This is a genomic window from Nocardia sp. NPDC059177 (genome assembly GCF_042755165.1).
GTDB lineage: Bacteria > Actinomycetota > Actinomycetes > Mycobacteriales > Mycobacteriaceae > Nocardia.
In genome coordinates this window covers 209,635-223,324 of sequence record NZ_JBHZBX010000010.1, presented here as the reverse complement: position 1 = coordinate 223,324, position 13,690 = coordinate 209,635, and the positions used below count along the sequence as shown (strand labels likewise).

Genomic DNA, 13,690 nt, shown 5'->3' with positions numbered 1-13,690 from the left:
CGGTACCCCCCCCCCCCCGCCAACCCGCTGCCGGCGCTCCGCCCCCTACTCCCCAAGCACCGGTGCCTGATCGACGGGACCCAAGGGGGCGCGAACCTCGAGCGCGCCAGCGCTCAAATAAACACAGGCTCTTCTGTGCGGGTGCGCTTCAGTTCGAAGAAGTGGGGGTAGGAGGCCAGGGCGAGCACCCCGTCCCAGACCCGGCCCGCGTCCTCGCCGCGCGGGATGCGCGAGAGTACGGGGCCGAAGAAGGCGACCCCGTTGACGTGGATGGTCGGGGTGCCCACGTCGGGGCCGACCTTGTCCATGCCGGCGTGGTGGCTCACGCGCAGCGCTTCGTCGTAGTCGGTGCTGGTCGCGGCGGCGGCGAGGTCGGCGGGCAGGCCCAGTTCGGCGAGGGCGTCGGCGACGACGGCGTCGAGCGTTTCGCCGGTGGTCTCGCGCTCGTATTCGTCCTTGCGGTTGTGGATGCGGGTGCCCAGTGCGGTGTAGAGCGGGGAGAGGATCTCGTCACCGTTCTTCTCGGCAGCGGCGATGGCCACGCGGACCGGGCCCCAGGCCGCGGCCATCAGCTCGACGTAGCGTTCGGGCAGGTCGTCGTTGCCCTCGTTGAGTACCGCCAGGCTCATGACGTGGAAGCGGGCGTCGATGTCGCGCACCTGCTCGACTTCCAGGATCCAGCGCGAGGTGATCCAGCACCACGGGCACAGCGGGTCGAACCAGAAATCGACGACATCTTTCGTGGCCTGATCGCTCACGAGTTTTCCTCTCGGGTCAGCGTGTGGCGGACACGCGCGGCCCGCCGCCAGATGCAACCGCGCGCGGGCCGGAATCGTTCCCCCGCGCGCCGGAGCGGATTAGGCTCGTCGGCGAGGAGTCCGGTCGCCCGCGAGAAGGAGTCCGTTCATGAGCTCGAATCAGCGTTTCGTCGTCATCGGTGGCGGGCTCGCCGCCGCCAAGCTCGCCGAGGCTTTGCGCGCCAATGATTTCGACGGTCAGGTGACCGTGCTGGCCGGCGAGGAGGAGCTGCCCTACGAGCGGCCGCCGCTGTCCAAACAGCATCTGGCCGGCACCCAGCAGCTGCCCGATTTCACCGTCGACCAGGCTGCCTGGTATCGCGATCACCACATCGACCTGCGGTTGGGCACGACCGCGACCGCGTTCGACGCGCGCGCCAAGACCGTCACCCTGCCCGATGAGTCCACGCTGTCCTACGACAAGCTGGCGCTGGCCACTGGGTCGCGTCCGCGCACGTTGAAGGTGCCCGGCGCCGACGCGCCGAACGTTTATACCCTGCGCACCATCGGCGATTCCGATGTGCTCGCGCAGGTGCTGCGCACCGAGCAGCGGCTGGTCATCATCGGTGCCGGCTGGATCGGGCTCGAGGTGGCCGCGCAGGCCAGGGCCCGCGGTGTCGATGTCACCGTGCTCGAGTCGGCGCCGCTGCCGTTGATCGGCGCGCTGGGTCCGGAGATGGGCGCCTTCTACGCCGACGTGCATCGCGCGCACGGCGTCGACCTGCGCACCGACACCACCGTCGAGGCGATCCTGACCGACGACGGCAACGCGACGGGCGTGCAGTTCGGCGACGGCGAGGTGGTGCCCGCGCAGGCGGTGCTGATCGCGGTCGGCGCCGCGCCCAATATCGAGGCGGCGATCGCGGCCGGGCTCGACTACGACGGCGGCGTGCTGGTCGACGCCGCGCTGCGTACCAGTGATCCGGATGTGGTGGCGGTGGGCGATATCGCCGAGCAGCAGCATCCGGTGCTGGGGCGGTCGGTCCGGGTCGAGCACTGGGCGACGGCGCTGAACCAGCCCGCGGTCGCCGCGCTGACCATGCTCGGTAAATCCGCTGCCTACGACCGGCTTCCGTATTTCTTCAGTGATCAGTACGACGTCGGCATGGAGTACACCGGCTATGTCGGGCGCGGCGACGATGTGCGGGTGGTGGTGCGCGGTGATCTCGACGAGCGCGAGTTCGTCGCGTTCTGGCTGGATCCGCAGCACCGGGTCAAAGCGGGGATGAACGTCAATGTGTGGGACGTGACCGACCGGATCAAGCAGCTGATCCTGTCCGGGGAGCCGGTGGATCCCGAGCGGCTGGCGAATCCCGATATTCCGCTGTGATTTGTTGCGCGGGTCTGTCGAAACCGGCGCGACGGCTCCGACCTGTAGGTGCGGGCGCCGACCGGGCGCCCCGGAAACAAGGAGCACTGTCGTGAAGTTCATGCTGGTCAAGACCTATACCGGGGCCGCCTACTGCGATCTGCCGCTGCCGGAGTGGGCCCCCGAGGACATCGCCGCCCACATCGATTTCCAGCGCGCGCTGGGTGCGCAGCTCGCCGCCGCGGGCGAACTCGTCGACGCCCAGGGCCTGGCCGAACCGGACCAGGCGCTGATCGTGCACGCCGACGGCCGGTCGGCGCCGGTGGTCACCGACGGACCGTTCCCGGAGACCAAGGAGTTCCTGGCCGGGTATTGGATCGTCGACGTCGATTCCCGCGAGCGGGCGATCGAGATCGCCGCGCAGGCCTCGGCCGCGCCCGGTCCGGGCGGCACCCCGATCGGCGAGTACATCGAGGTGCGTCAGGTGATGAGCGCCCCCACCCCGTGAGCACCACACCGCACGTCGAGGACCTGCTGCGCGAACTCGCCCCGCAGGTCCTCGGCGTGCTGGTCCGCCGGTTCGGCGATTTCGACCTGGCCGAGGATGCCGTGCAGGACGCGCTGCTGGCGGCGACGACCCAGTGGGCGACCGACGGACTGCCCGGGAATCCGCGCGGCTGGCTGATCCAGGTGGCCCAGCGCAGGATGGCCGACGCGGTGCGCGCCGAGGTGGCGCGACGGCGCAGGGAGACCACGGATTTCGTGCGCGCGGTACCGGTGACGGTCTCCGGCCGCGACGACACCCTGGACATGTATTTCCTGTGCTGTCATCCGGATCTGCCGCCCGCCGGGGCGATCGCGCTGACGTTGCGGGCGGTCGGCGGGCTGAGCACCGCCGAGATCGCGGCCGCCTTCCTGGTCCCGGAAGCGACCATGGCGCAACGTATTTCCCGCGCCAAGAAGCGGCTGTCGGAGTCCGCGCGCCCGTTCGCCGACGGTGCGCACGACAGTTCCCGGCTCGGCGCGGTGCTCCAGGTGCTGTATGTGATCTTCACCGAGGGACACACCAGCAGTTCCGGCGCCGGTATCCGCCGCGGCGATCTCGCCGCCGAGGCGATCCGGCTGACCCGCGCGCTGCACGCGTTGCTCCCGGAGCACCTCGAGGTCACCGGCCTGCTCGCGCTGATGCTGCTCACCGATGCGCGCCGGGCCGCGCGCTCGGGCCCACACGGCGAGCTGGTTCCCCTGCACGAACAGGATCGTTCCCGCTGGGACCGCGCCCAGATCACCGAGGGCCTGCGCCTGCTCACCGCCACCATGCCGGCCGGCCTGACCGGGCAGTACCAGCTGCAGGCCGCCGTCGCGGGCCTGCACGCCCAGGCCGCCCGGGTGGAGGACACCGACTGGGCGCGCATCGCGGCGCTCTACACCCTGATCGAACGCAGGAATCCCAACCCGATGGTCACCTTGAACCGGGCGGTGGCGACCGCCATGCTGCACGGCCCAGCAGCCGGCCTCACACTGATCGACACAGTGGCCGAACCGCTGGCCCGTTCGCATCGACTGGCCGCGGTCCGCGGGCATCTGTACGAGATGACGGGCGATACCGCTGCCGCCGTCGCGCAGTACCGCCTGGCCGCGAAACAGACCGCGAGCGTGCCCGAGCGCGACTATCTGCTGCTGCGCGCCGCCCGCCTACGGACCGGTCCGGCCGCACACGTGGACACCGCACAGCCCCGGTGACAACGCCAGCCCGCAGGCCGGCGACCACGCCGCGTTCGCCCACCCTTCTCGCAGACGGCGCCGGCCCGTGTGCTGGCCGGCGACACCGCCGCCGGCCTCGCAGTGTCGGCCCGCGTGCCCGGCCGGTTCGCCGGTGGCCTCGCAGGACGGTCGGACCTGGCAGACTCGCACCCGTGACGGAGGTATTCAGCGCGGGTGTGCTGGTCTATCGGCGCGGCACCGCCGGGATCGAGGTGCTGCTCGGGCACATGGGCGGTCCGCTGTGGGCGAAGAAGGACGCGTCGGCCTGGTCGATTCCCAAGGGCGAGTACGTCCCCGGCGAGGAGACCGCGCGGGTGGCCGCGGCCAGGGAGTTCACCGAGGAACTCGGCCTGCCCGTACCCGAGGGCGAGTGGATCGATCTGGGCGAGGTGCGCTACGGCAGCGGCGGCAGGCGCAAGACTGTCACCGTGTGGGCGGTCGAGGGTGATCTCGATCCGGCCGCGGTGGTGCCGGGGACCTTCGAGATGGAGTGGCCGCCGCGCTCGGGCCGGCTGAGCGTTTTTCCCGAGATCGACCGGGCGGACTGGTTCGATCCGGCCACGGCGCAGGACAAACTCGGCAAGGGCCAGCGCCCGTTCCTCACCCGTCTCACCGAATCGCTCGGCTGAGCCGGAGGCGTAGATTGCGGTTATGCCCACCGACCTGCAGCTGAAGATCATGAACGCCGGCCACCGCGTCCTGCTCACGCTCACCGGCGGCCGCATCGGCAACTCCATTTTCGGGATGCCGTCGCTCGAACTGACCACCACCGGCCGCAAATCCGGCGAACCCCGCCGGGTGATGCTGACCGCGCCGATCGTCGACGGCGACACCATCGTCGTGGTGGCCTCCCGCGGCGGCGACCCGACCCATCCGGCCTGGTTCCTGAACCTGCGCGACAACCCCGATGTCGAGGTGTCGTTGCAGCGCGGCCCGGCCCGGCCGATGACCGCCCATGTCGCCACCGCCGAGGAACGGGCGAAACTGTGGCCCCGGGTGGTCACCGCGTACAAGGGCTACGGCGACTATCAGACCAGGACCGACCGTGAGATCCCGCTGGTGCTGTTGTCGCCGCGCACCTGATCAGCCGACCAGCGCGGCCCGGAACTCCGTCGGGCTGCTCCCGCGCGAACGCTTGAACGCCGCACTGAATCCGAAGGCATCGGAGTAGCCGACGGTGGTCGCCACCTGGGCGACGCTGCGGGTCGGGTCGGCGAGCAGTTCCTCGGCCTCGGCCATCCGCCATTCGGTGAGATAGGTCAGCGGCGGTTCCCCGATCACCTCGGTGAACCGCTTGGCGAACAGTGCCCGCGACACCGCGGCCTCGGCGGCCAGGCTCGCCACCGTCCAGCGCTCGTACGGTTTGGCGTGAATGGCCTCCAGCGCCGGGCCGACCACCGGATCGGCCATACCCCGATACCACGAGGGCGCGCAGTGCTGCTGGGCGGCGAGCCAGGTGCGCAGGTTGCAGACCAGCGCCCAGTCCAGCAGGCGATCCATCATGGCCTGTGAGCCCGCGCTGTGCCGGACCGCTTCGGCGGCGGATTCCTCGAGCCAGGTGCACACGTCGACGTCGGCGGCGACCACCATCACCGGCGGTAGTGCCCGCAGCAGCCGTTCGTGGCGCCTGCCCGCGGCGCGATAGGCGCCGACGATCAGCGAGGTCTCCTCCTGCGCATCGGCTTCCGCGATCAGCTCGATGGATTCCGTTGTGGCACAGGACAGATCGACGGTGCCGAAACCGTCGGGCACGAAACAGGACAGTTCGTACTCCACCGGTGGCCGGTCGGCCACCTCGTCGATGCCGTCGAGCCGGAAGGGTTCTCCGGCCTGGATGATCGCGGTGTCCCCCGCCGTGAGCGGGGTGCGCGAACCGTCGGCGAGCACGAGGGTGCCGCCGCCACGCAGCACACACACCATGATCAGCGGCGCCCGGTCGGCGAAGTGGATCGTCCAGGGCGCGCGCAGGACGGCGTGGGCGAGGACCGAGCCGTCGGCGCGGATGCCACTCAGCAGTGAACTCAACGGATCCATGCCACCAGCGTAGACGAATTCCTATCAACCCGAGATGATCAACCATAGATCGTCCACCGCTTTCCCGGTTGACTCGAAGGCACGGAGCGCACCGCTCCGCCGGTCACGATCCACCAGGGAGCCCACCGTGTCACAGTCACCCAGCACCACCGCGTCGACCAGCCTGACCAGCACCGGGGCGACCCCGAGCGAATCCGGAACGCGCACAGCGCTTGTCGTGCTCGCCCACCACCGCGCCGACTCGCTGTCGGCCCATATCGCCCGGCGCGCCACCGATCGGCTGACCGCCGCCGGGTACACGATCGACTTCCTCGACCTGCACGCCGAGAACTTCGACCCGCGGATGACCGTGGCCGACCAGCCCGACTGGGGCTACCGCGACAAGCGGTACTCCCCCGCGATCGAGGCGCACATGGCGCGCCTGCTGGCCGCCGAAGTGGTGGTCGTGGTGTTCCCGATCTACTGGCAGAGCGTGCCCGCCATTCTCAAGGGCTGGATCGACAGCGTCTGGAACTACGGTTTCGCCTACGGCCGCAGCAAGCCCCGGCTCGCGGGCAAACGGATCCTGTGGCTCGGCCTGGCCGGCGCGACCGCCGACGACGAGATCGTCGCCGGTATGCGGCAGCTGCTGGACGCTCAGCTCAGCGTGGGCCTGGCCTATTACAGCGGCTTCGCCGACTCCCGCGTCGGCGTGCTCCCCGATGCCGAGGAGCAGCCGCAGAGCATCGATGACGCGGGCAATCTCGTCATCGGCGCGGCGATCACCGGCGATGCCCGCGCCGCGCACTACGCCGCCTTCGACGCCAAGGCGGACGGCTTCGTCGCGGAGTTCCTCGCCGCCGAACTGGTCACCGCCTGAGCACCGCGACCGCGTGGTGGCGCCGGCGAACGGCTCGTCGACGCCGCCATGATGCCGCCGTCGATCAGGTCGACCCCGTTGTCCCCGGCCCACCGTCCGAGTGCGGCGCCGAAGTATCGCCCGGCACCGCGCGGGCATCAGCCCTGGATGCCCTGCCAGGTCTTGCCGGTGATGCGCTGGTAGGCGTCTTCGTACTTGCGGCGGGTCACCTCGACGATGTCGGCGGGGATCTCCGGGCCCGGGTACTCCTTGTTCCAGCCCGTCGAGGTCGCCCAGTCGCGCACGAACTGCTTGTCGAAGGAGCGCTGGGCGCGGCCCGGCTCCCACTCGTCGGCGGGCCAGAAGCGCGAGGAATCGGAGGTGAGCACCTCGTCTCCGAGGGTGAGAACGTCACCGTCCCACCCGAATTCGACCTTCGTGTCGGCCACGATCACGCCCGCTGTCGCCGCGTGCTCGGCACCGCGCGAGTAGATCTCCAGGGTCAGCTCACGCAGCCGCTCGGCGACTTCGCGTCCCTCCTGGTTCACCACGTCGGCGAAGCTGATCGCCTCGTCGTGACCCTCGGCGGCCTTGGTGGACGGGGTGAAGATCGGCTCGGGCAGTTTGTCGCCGTCACGCAGACCCGGCGGCAGCGCGATCCCCGACACGGTGCCCGACTGCTGATACTCCTTGAGCCCCGACCCGGTGAGATACCCGCGCGCGATGCACTCCACCTGCACCATCTTCAGCGGCTTCACCCGGATACCACGCCCGGCGAACTCGGCGGGCACATCGGTCGCCGAGACGACATGGTTGGGGATGCCGGTGAAGTATTCGAACCACCAGTTCGACAGCTGGGTCAGCAGCGCGCCCTTGTCCGGGATCGGCGTCGGCAGCACGACGTCGTAGACCGACACCCGATCGGAGGCGACCAGCAGCAGGGTGTCGCCGTCGGAGTAGAGGTCACGAACTTTCCCGGCGTGCACATGCTTCAACGTCGAGCCTCCGAATTCTGGGTGCGAATTTCCGTCCTGGGAACTGTACCGGCAGGGCCGGGTGCCGAATCATCCCTGGTCACCACGAGCGAGACCGGTCACATCCGGCGGCGGAGCGGTCGTGTGCGGCGTCGCCCGAGATCCACGTCGAGGCAGGCCGGCCAGCCGCCGGCACCGACCGGCGGCGCGGGCACGTCGATCGTGCTGATCCTCGGCACCGGGTCCTGGGCGGACCCGGGAGCGGCGGTCGGTGACAGGTGGCATTGTGGACGCTGACGCGCGCGCCGGTGGAGCCGGGGCGCGCGGACGTGCCGTGTTCGTCGACGACGAAGGAGATCTATGTCCGCCCCGAATCTCACCCGCGACCAGGCGGTCGAACGCGCGGCCACCGTCGCCGTGCACAACTACCGGATCGAACTCGACCTCACCGATCAGCCGCGTGGCGCAGGTTCGGCCGTGTCGGACACCTTCGGCTCCAAGACCACGGTCACCTTCAGCGCCACCCCGGGCGCGAGCACCTTCATCGACCTCGTCGCGCCGCGCGTGCGCTCGGCCGTGCTCAACGGGGTCGACCTCGACATCAGCGACTACGACGAGTCGGCCGGGATCGCGCTGGCCGACCTGGCCGCCGACAACGAGCTCGTGGTCGAGGCCGACTGCGAGTACTCGCACACCGGCGAGGGCCTGCACCGTTTCGTCGACCCGGCCGACGACAAGGTCTACCTGTACTCGCAGTTCGAGACCGCCGACGCCAAGCGCATGTTCGCCTGCTTCGACCAGCCCGACCTCAAGGCCACCTTCGAGATCGTCGCCACCGCGCCGGCGGACTGGCAGGTCGTCTCCAACGGCGCCACCGCCGAGGAGCACAAGGTCGGCGCGGTCGTGCGGCACACCTTCGCGACCACCCCGAGGATGAGCACCTACCTGGTCGCCATGATCGCCGGTCCGTACGCCAAGTGGACCGACTCGTTCAGCGACAGCCACGGCGAGATCCCGCTCGGCCTGTTCTGCCGCGCCTCGCTCGCCGGCCACATGGACGCCGAACGCCTGTTCACCGAGACCAAACAGGGTTTCGCCTTCTACCACGACAACTTCGGCGTGCCGTACGCCTTCGGCAAGTACGACCAGCTGTTCGTCCCGGAATTCAACGCGGGCGCGATGGAGAACGCGGGCGCGGTCACCTTCCTCGAGGACTATGTCTTCCGGTCCAAGGTCACCCGCGCCTCCTACGAGCGCCGCGCCGAGACCGTGCTGCACGAGATGGCGCACATGTGGTTCGGCGACCTGGTCACCATGAAGTGGTGGGACGACCTGTGGCTCAACGAGTCGTTCGCGACCTTCGCCTCGGTGCTGTGCCAGGCCGAGGCCACCGAATACACCAGCGCCTGGACGACTTTCGCGAATGTGGAGAAGTCCTGGGCCTACCGCCAGGATCAGCTGCCCTCGACGCACCCGATCGCCGCCGACATCCCGGACCTGCACGCGGTGGAGGTCAACTTCGACGGCATCACCTACGCCAAGGGCGCTTCGGTGCTCAAGCAGCTCGTCGCCTACGTCGGGTTGCAGCCGTTCCTGGCCGGTCTGCGTGCCTACTTCGCCGAACATGCCTACGGCAACGCCACGTTCGACGATCTGCTGGCCGCGCTGGAGAAGGCCTCCGGACGCGACCTGTCGGATTGGGGCGCGCAGTGGCTCAAGACCACCGGCCTCAATATCCTGCGCCCCGATTTCACCGTCGCCGACGACGGCACCTTCGCGAGTTTCGCAGTGGTGCAGGAGGGTGCCGCGCCGGGTGCCGGTGAGCACCGGGTGCACCGGATCGCGGTCGGTGTCTACGACGAGGTCGGCGGCAAGCTGGTGCGCACCGACCGGGTCGAACTCGATCTCGACGCGACCGGGCGCACCGAGGTGCCCGAGCTGGCCGGCGTGCCGCGCGGGCAGCTGGTGCTGGTCAACGACGACGACCTCACCTACTGCTCGCTCCGCCTTGATCCCGAGTCCCTCGACGTCGTGGTGCGGCGCATCGGCGACATCGCCGACTCGCTGCCGCGCACGCTGGCCTGGTCGGCGGCCTGGGAGATGACCCGGCAGGCCGAACTGAAGGCCCGCGACTTCGTGGCGCTGGTGCAGCGCGGGATCGGCGCCGAATCCGAGATCGGCGTGGTGCAGCGGCTGCTCATGCAGGCCGCCACCGCCATCTCCAGCTACGCCGACCCGGCGTGGGCCGAGCAGGAGGGCTGGCCCGGCTTCGCCGACCGGCTGCTCGAGCTCGCCCGCGCCGCCGAGGCCGGTTCGGATCATCAGCTCGCCTTCGTCAACGCGCTGACCGGGGCGAAGCTGGCCCCGCGCCACACCGAGGTACTGGCCGGGCTGCTCGACGCCGATCCGGCCGGGGCCGGACTGGCCGGGCTCACCGTCGACACCGATCTGCGCTGGCGCGTGGTCACCGCGCTGGCGGCGGCCGGGCTGATCGACGCCGACGGCCCCGAGACCCCGGCCATCGACGCCGAGCTGAAGGGCGACCCGACCGCCGCCGGTCAGCGCCAGGCCGCCGCGGCAGCCACCGCCCGGCCGATCGCCGAGGTCAAGGCCAAGGCCTGGGACACCGTGATGGGCGACGATTCGGTGCCCAACATCACCGCCCGCGCCATTGTCGGCGGGTTCGCCCCGGCCGGTCAGGGTGAGCTGCTCGCGCCGTATGTGGACAAGTACTTCGCGGCGATCCCGGCCGTGTGGGAACGCCGCTCGAGCGAGGTCGCCCAGACCGTCGTCGTCGGGTTGTACCCGCACTGGGCCATCTCCGCCGAGGCCGTCGCCAAGGCCGACGAGTTCCTCGCCGGTGATCATCCGCCCGCGCTGTACCGCCTGGTCTCCGAAGGTCGCGCCGGAATCGAACGTTCGCTGCGCGCACGGGAATTCGACGCGAAGTAGGCATACTCTCGCGATGGCCCCGATCCCACCGGATCGGGGCCATCGGTCGTTCACGGCGTAGCGCATTCGCCATGGACATATCTACTACTGCGAGTAGTATTCAGTGCGGGGGACTTCCTCCATGTCGGACTTCGAAGGAGAAGCGGGATGGAAACTGTTGTCGTCGAACGCGTGATCGCGGCACCGATCGAGCAGGTCTTCGACTGGTGCGCGGTCACCACCAACTACGAACGCTCGTTCTGGGTGCTGCGCAACCGGCTGACCACGCCCGGCCAGGACGCGCCCTACGGGCTCGACGCGATCCGCACACACACCTGGCTGGTCGGCCACTTCCGCGAACGGGTGACCCGCTACGACGCACCGCACTCGTTCGACTACGTGGTCGACCGCAGCTTCCCGCCCGCCCGGCACGAGGGCGGCACCATGACTTTCACGACGGTGCCGGGCGGAACCCGGGTCGTCTGGACCACCACCAGCGAGATGAAGATCCCCCTCATCGCGGGCCCGCTGACGCGCCTGCTGGCGAAACCGCTCATCGGCCTGGTCTTCGGCCAGATCCTCGACCACTGCGCCACCGAACTCACCACCACCGCACCGACCGGCCACTGATCCACCGCACCAGTTGTGCCGCACAGACTGCCGAACCGCGCAGCCTGTGCGGCACAAGCCGGCTGGTCGCGTGATCAGCCGATCACACCTGGTGTCAGGAGGCGGCGCCGGCGCGAGCAGGCCGATCGCTGCTGTGAGCAGATCTGCTGGGGGCAGCAACAGCGGCGAATCGTGGTGCGCGCGAGGCACGGTGGACCCATGGCACACGACGACAAGACTCCGATGTTCAGCTGGCGGGCACGCGAACAACTGTTCGGCCGCCGCATCCTCGTGCTCGACGGTCCCCTCGACGACGACAACGGCACGCTGCTCATCACCCAGCTGCTGACCCTGGCCGCGCAGAGCCCCGAGGCGTCGATCTCGCTGTGGATCCACTCCCCCGGCGGCTCGGTCCCCTCGATGCTCGCGATCCGCGACGTGATGCGGCTGGTCCCGTGTGAGGTGTCCACCCTCGCACTCGGATTGGCGTGCAGCGCAGGGCAGTTCCTGCTGTCCTCGGGAACTCCCGGCCGTCGCTTCGCGCTGCCGCACGCCCGCATCCTGATGCACCAGGGCTCGGCGGGTATCGGTGGCAGCGCGGTCGAGGTGGAAGTGCAGGCCGACGACCTGCGCTACACCGTCGACACGGTGCTCGGCCTGATCGCCGCCGATACCGGACAGCCCTTCGACCGCGTCTACGAGGACTCCCTGCACGACCGCTGGTTCACCGCGCCCCAGGCCCGCGACTACGGCTTCATCGACCACATCGTCGAGTCCTTCGACCAGGTCGTCCCGAACCGCCACCGCATCGGCATCACCGCCTGAACCCCCAGCGAGCACGCGGGCACAAGGGGAGCTCGGCGGGCCACCCTTACGGCAGGCCACAACACTCGGAGAGGCGCAACACATGACCAGTTACACGATCCCGAACGTGGTGTCCCAGCATCGCGGCGGCGAGCGGATCACCGACATCTACTCACACCTGTTGAGCGAACGCATCGTCTACCTCGGCACACCCATCGACTCCGGGGTCGCCAACGCGCTCATCGCCCAGCTGCTGCACCTGGAATCCGACAGTCCGGGCCAGGCCATCAGTCTCTACATCAACTGCGAGGGCGGCGATCTGTCCGCCATGCTCGCCGTCTACGACACGATGCGCTTCATCAAGGCACCGGTGCACACCACCTGCGTCGGCCAGGCGATCGCCGTCGGCGCGGTGCTGCTCGCCGGTGGCGCGGCCGGTCACCGGGCCATGCTCCCGCACACCCGGATCGTGTTGCACCAGCCCGCGACTCGCGGCCAGGGCACCATCCCGGACCTGATCCTGCAGGCCGACGAGATCGTCCGTATGCGGGCCTCGATCGAGGCGATCCTGTCCCGGCACACCGGTCAGACACCGGAGACGCTGCGCCGCGACACCGACCGCGATCGGGTGTTCACCGCCGATACCGCCCTCGAGTACGGGCTGGTCGACCAGGTGCTGCACGAACGCGAGTGACGGCCACCGGCGTCATCGTGCAAATCGGCCGCCGTCAGTCGATATACCGACTCAGCGGCGCCGATTTGCACGATTACGCCGGGCGTCACTGCTTTTCGATACGGTCCAGGTAGACGCGGCGGACATCATCGTCGACGCGAGTGATCGCGGCGTCGTCGTGGGCGGCGGCGCGCAGCAGCCGCATCAGCGGCTCCGGGACCAGCCCGGCGGCATTGGCCGCCAAGCCGACATACCCCGGTACGGATGTCTCGGCCGCGCGCGTCTTGACCGAACGGACGACAGCGGCGGCGATGTCCTCGGGTTCGACCGCGGGCAGGATCCCGTAGTCGATGCCGGAGCTGAGTTCGGTGCGCACAGCCGAGGGCAGCACCGCGCTCACACTGACGCCGGTGCCGTCCATTTCCAGGCGGGTCGCGGCGGTCAGGCCGACGACGGCGTACTTGCTGGCGTTGTAGACGGCCAGCCCCTTGAGCGGGAATTTGCCCGCCAGCGAGGCCACATTGACCACGTGTCCGTACCCGCGCTCGACCATGCCCGGCAGGGCCAGGCGCATACCGTGGATGACGCCGAAGACATTGACATCCATGGTGAGCTGATCGATCCGGTCGGCCTGGTCGAGGAACGCGCCATTGGGCATTACGCCCGCATTGTTGACCAGCACGTCCAGCGGCGCGCCCCGCCACCGCGCTGCGGCGTCGAGAAACGCCGCGTAGGAGGACTTGTCGGTGACGTCGAGGGCGTGGCCCAGCGCGCGCTCGCCGATCCCGGCGGCCGCTCGCACCGCCAGCGCCTCGTCGAGATCTCCGAGGGCGACATAGGCGCCCGCCTGGGCGAAGGCGGTCGCGGTGGCCAGGCCGATGCCGCGCGCGGCGCCGGTGACGGCGACCAACGCGCCGCTCAGATCGATGCGGGGGTAGCTCATGAAATGTCCTTTCG

At 69.6% G+C, this 13,690-nt stretch carries 14 protein-coding genes; 10 read left to right on the top strand and 4 right to left on the bottom strand.

Annotated elements, in window-relative coordinates; translation table 11 throughout:
- Positions 1 to 113: 113 nt before the first annotated feature.
- A complete protein-coding gene (locus ACFXK0_RS15735) occupies positions 114 to 758 on the bottom strand; it encodes a DsbA family protein (RefSeq protein WP_379410961.1) in 645 nt (214 codons plus the stop codon).
- Positions 759 to 906: 148 nt separating this feature from the next.
- On the opposite strand from ACFXK0_RS15735, the gene ACFXK0_RS15730 reads away from it, so the two are divergent.
- The 5 genes from ACFXK0_RS15730 to ACFXK0_RS15710 all read left to right on the top strand — a co-directional run bounded on the left by ACFXK0_RS15730 (position 907) and on the right by ACFXK0_RS15710 (position 4,953).
- Entirely contained in the window at positions 907 to 2,127 is a 1,221-nt protein-coding gene (locus tag ACFXK0_RS15730) for an NAD(P)/FAD-dependent oxidoreductase (RefSeq protein WP_379410960.1), read from the top strand.
- Positions 2,128 to 2,218: 91 nt separating this feature from the next.
- The gene (locus tag ACFXK0_RS15725) at positions 2,219 to 2,614 is read left to right on the top strand and encodes a YciI family protein (protein WP_379410958.1); all 396 of its coding nucleotides are present in this window, start codon (positions 2,219 to 2,221) and stop codon (positions 2,612 to 2,614) included.
- On the top strand, positions 2,611 to 3,849 hold the full coding sequence (locus tag ACFXK0_RS15720) for an RNA polymerase sigma factor (protein ID WP_379410957.1): 1,239 nt from the start codon (positions 2,611 to 2,613) through the stop codon (positions 3,847 to 3,849). Before ACFXK0_RS15725 ends, ACFXK0_RS15720 begins: the two co-directional genes overlap by 4 nt.
- Before the next feature lie 173 nt (positions 3,850 to 4,022).
- A complete protein-coding gene (locus ACFXK0_RS15715) occupies positions 4,023 to 4,499 on the top strand; it encodes an NUDIX domain-containing protein (protein ID WP_379410955.1) in 477 nt (158 codons plus the stop codon).
- Positions 4,500 to 4,521: 22 nt separating this feature from the next.
- Positions 4,522 to 4,953, top strand: a complete 432-nt coding sequence (locus tag ACFXK0_RS15710) for a nitroreductase family deazaflavin-dependent oxidoreductase (RefSeq protein ID WP_379410954.1) — start codon at positions 4,522 to 4,524, stop codon at positions 4,951 to 4,953.
- On the opposite strand, the gene ACFXK0_RS15705 is transcribed toward ACFXK0_RS15710, so the two are convergent.
- Positions 4,954 to 5,904 (bottom strand): AraC family transcriptional regulator, encoded by a 951-nt coding sequence (locus ACFXK0_RS15705; protein ID WP_379410952.1) that lies wholly within the window; start codon positions 5,902 to 5,904, stop codon positions 4,954 to 4,956.
- A 127-nt stretch (positions 5,905 to 6,031) separates the two neighbouring features.
- On the opposite strand from ACFXK0_RS15705, the gene ACFXK0_RS15700 reads away from it, so the two are divergent.
- A complete protein-coding gene (locus ACFXK0_RS15700) occupies positions 6,032 to 6,763 on the top strand; it encodes an NAD(P)H oxidoreductase (RefSeq protein ID WP_379410951.1) in 732 nt (243 codons plus the stop codon).
- A gap of 137 nt (positions 6,764 to 6,900) precedes the next feature.
- On the opposite strand, the gene ACFXK0_RS15695 is transcribed toward ACFXK0_RS15700, so the two are convergent.
- A complete protein-coding gene (locus ACFXK0_RS15695) occupies positions 6,901 to 7,737 on the bottom strand; it encodes a phosphoribosylaminoimidazolesuccinocarboxamide synthase (protein ID WP_379410949.1) in 837 nt (278 codons plus the stop codon).
- A gap of 339 nt (positions 7,738 to 8,076) precedes the next feature.
- On the opposite strand from ACFXK0_RS15695, the gene pepN reads away from it, so the two are divergent.
- The 4 genes from pepN to ACFXK0_RS15675 all read left to right on the top strand — a co-directional run bounded on the left by pepN (position 8,077) and on the right by ACFXK0_RS15675 (position 12,754).
- Positions 8,077 to 10,668: an aminopeptidase N gene (gene pepN / locus ACFXK0_RS15690; protein WP_379410948.1), complete on the top strand. Its 2,592-nt coding sequence runs from the start codon at positions 8,077 to 8,079 to the stop codon at positions 10,666 to 10,668.
- Between the two features lie 147 nt (positions 10,669 to 10,815).
- Positions 10,816 to 11,277 carry an SRPBCC family protein gene (locus tag ACFXK0_RS15685; RefSeq protein ID WP_379410946.1) on the top strand — a complete coding sequence of 154 codons (462 nt, stop codon included), beginning with the start codon at positions 10,816 to 10,818 and terminating at the stop codon, positions 11,275 to 11,277.
- Between the two features lie 198 nt (positions 11,278 to 11,475).
- Positions 11,476 to 12,081 (top strand): ClpP family protease, encoded by a 606-nt coding sequence (locus tag ACFXK0_RS15680; RefSeq protein WP_379410945.1) that lies wholly within the window; start codon positions 11,476 to 11,478, stop codon positions 12,079 to 12,081.
- 82 nt (positions 12,082 to 12,163) lie between these two features.
- Positions 12,164 to 12,754: a ClpP family protease gene (locus tag ACFXK0_RS15675; RefSeq protein ID WP_379410944.1), complete on the top strand. Its 591-nt coding sequence runs from the start codon at positions 12,164 to 12,166 to the stop codon at positions 12,752 to 12,754.
- Positions 12,755 to 12,839: 85 nt separating this feature from the next.
- Here ACFXK0_RS15675 and ACFXK0_RS15670 read toward each other — a convergent pair whose 3' ends face one another.
- Entirely contained in the window at positions 12,840 to 13,676 is an 837-nt protein-coding gene (locus tag ACFXK0_RS15670) for an SDR family oxidoreductase (protein WP_379410943.1), read from the bottom strand.
- Between the last annotated feature and the right edge of the window lie 14 nt (positions 13,677 to 13,690).

Bases quoted from the DNA above. Each gene is read 5' to 3' on its own strand.
- ACFXK0_RS15730 (WP_379410960.1), top strand. From the start codon at position 907: ATGAGCTCGAATCAGCGTTTCGTCGTCATCGGTGGCGGGCTCGCCGCC.
- ACFXK0_RS15710 (WP_379410954.1), top strand. From the start codon at position 4,522: ATGCCCACCGACCTGCAGCTGAAGATCATGAACGCCGGCCACCGCGTC.
- ACFXK0_RS15705 (WP_379410952.1), bottom strand. From the start codon at position 5,904: ATGGATCCGTTGAGTTCACTGCTGAGTGGCATCCGCGCCGACGGCTCG.
- pepN (WP_379410948.1), top strand. From the start codon at position 8,077: ATGTCCGCCCCGAATCTCACCCGCGACCAGGCGGTCGAACGCGCGGCC.
- ACFXK0_RS15685 (WP_379410946.1), top strand. From the start codon at position 10,816: ATGGAAACTGTTGTCGTCGAACGCGTGATCGCGGCACCGATCGAGCAG.
- ACFXK0_RS15680 (WP_379410945.1), top strand. From the start codon at position 11,476: ATGGCACACGACGACAAGACTCCGATGTTCAGCTGGCGGGCACGCGAA.
- ACFXK0_RS15675 (WP_379410944.1), top strand. From the start codon at position 12,164: ATGACCAGTTACACGATCCCGAACGTGGTGTCCCAGCATCGCGGCGGC.
- ACFXK0_RS15670 (WP_379410943.1), bottom strand. From the start codon at position 13,676: ATGAGCTACCCCCGCATCGATCTGAGCGGCGCGTTGGTCGCCGTCACC.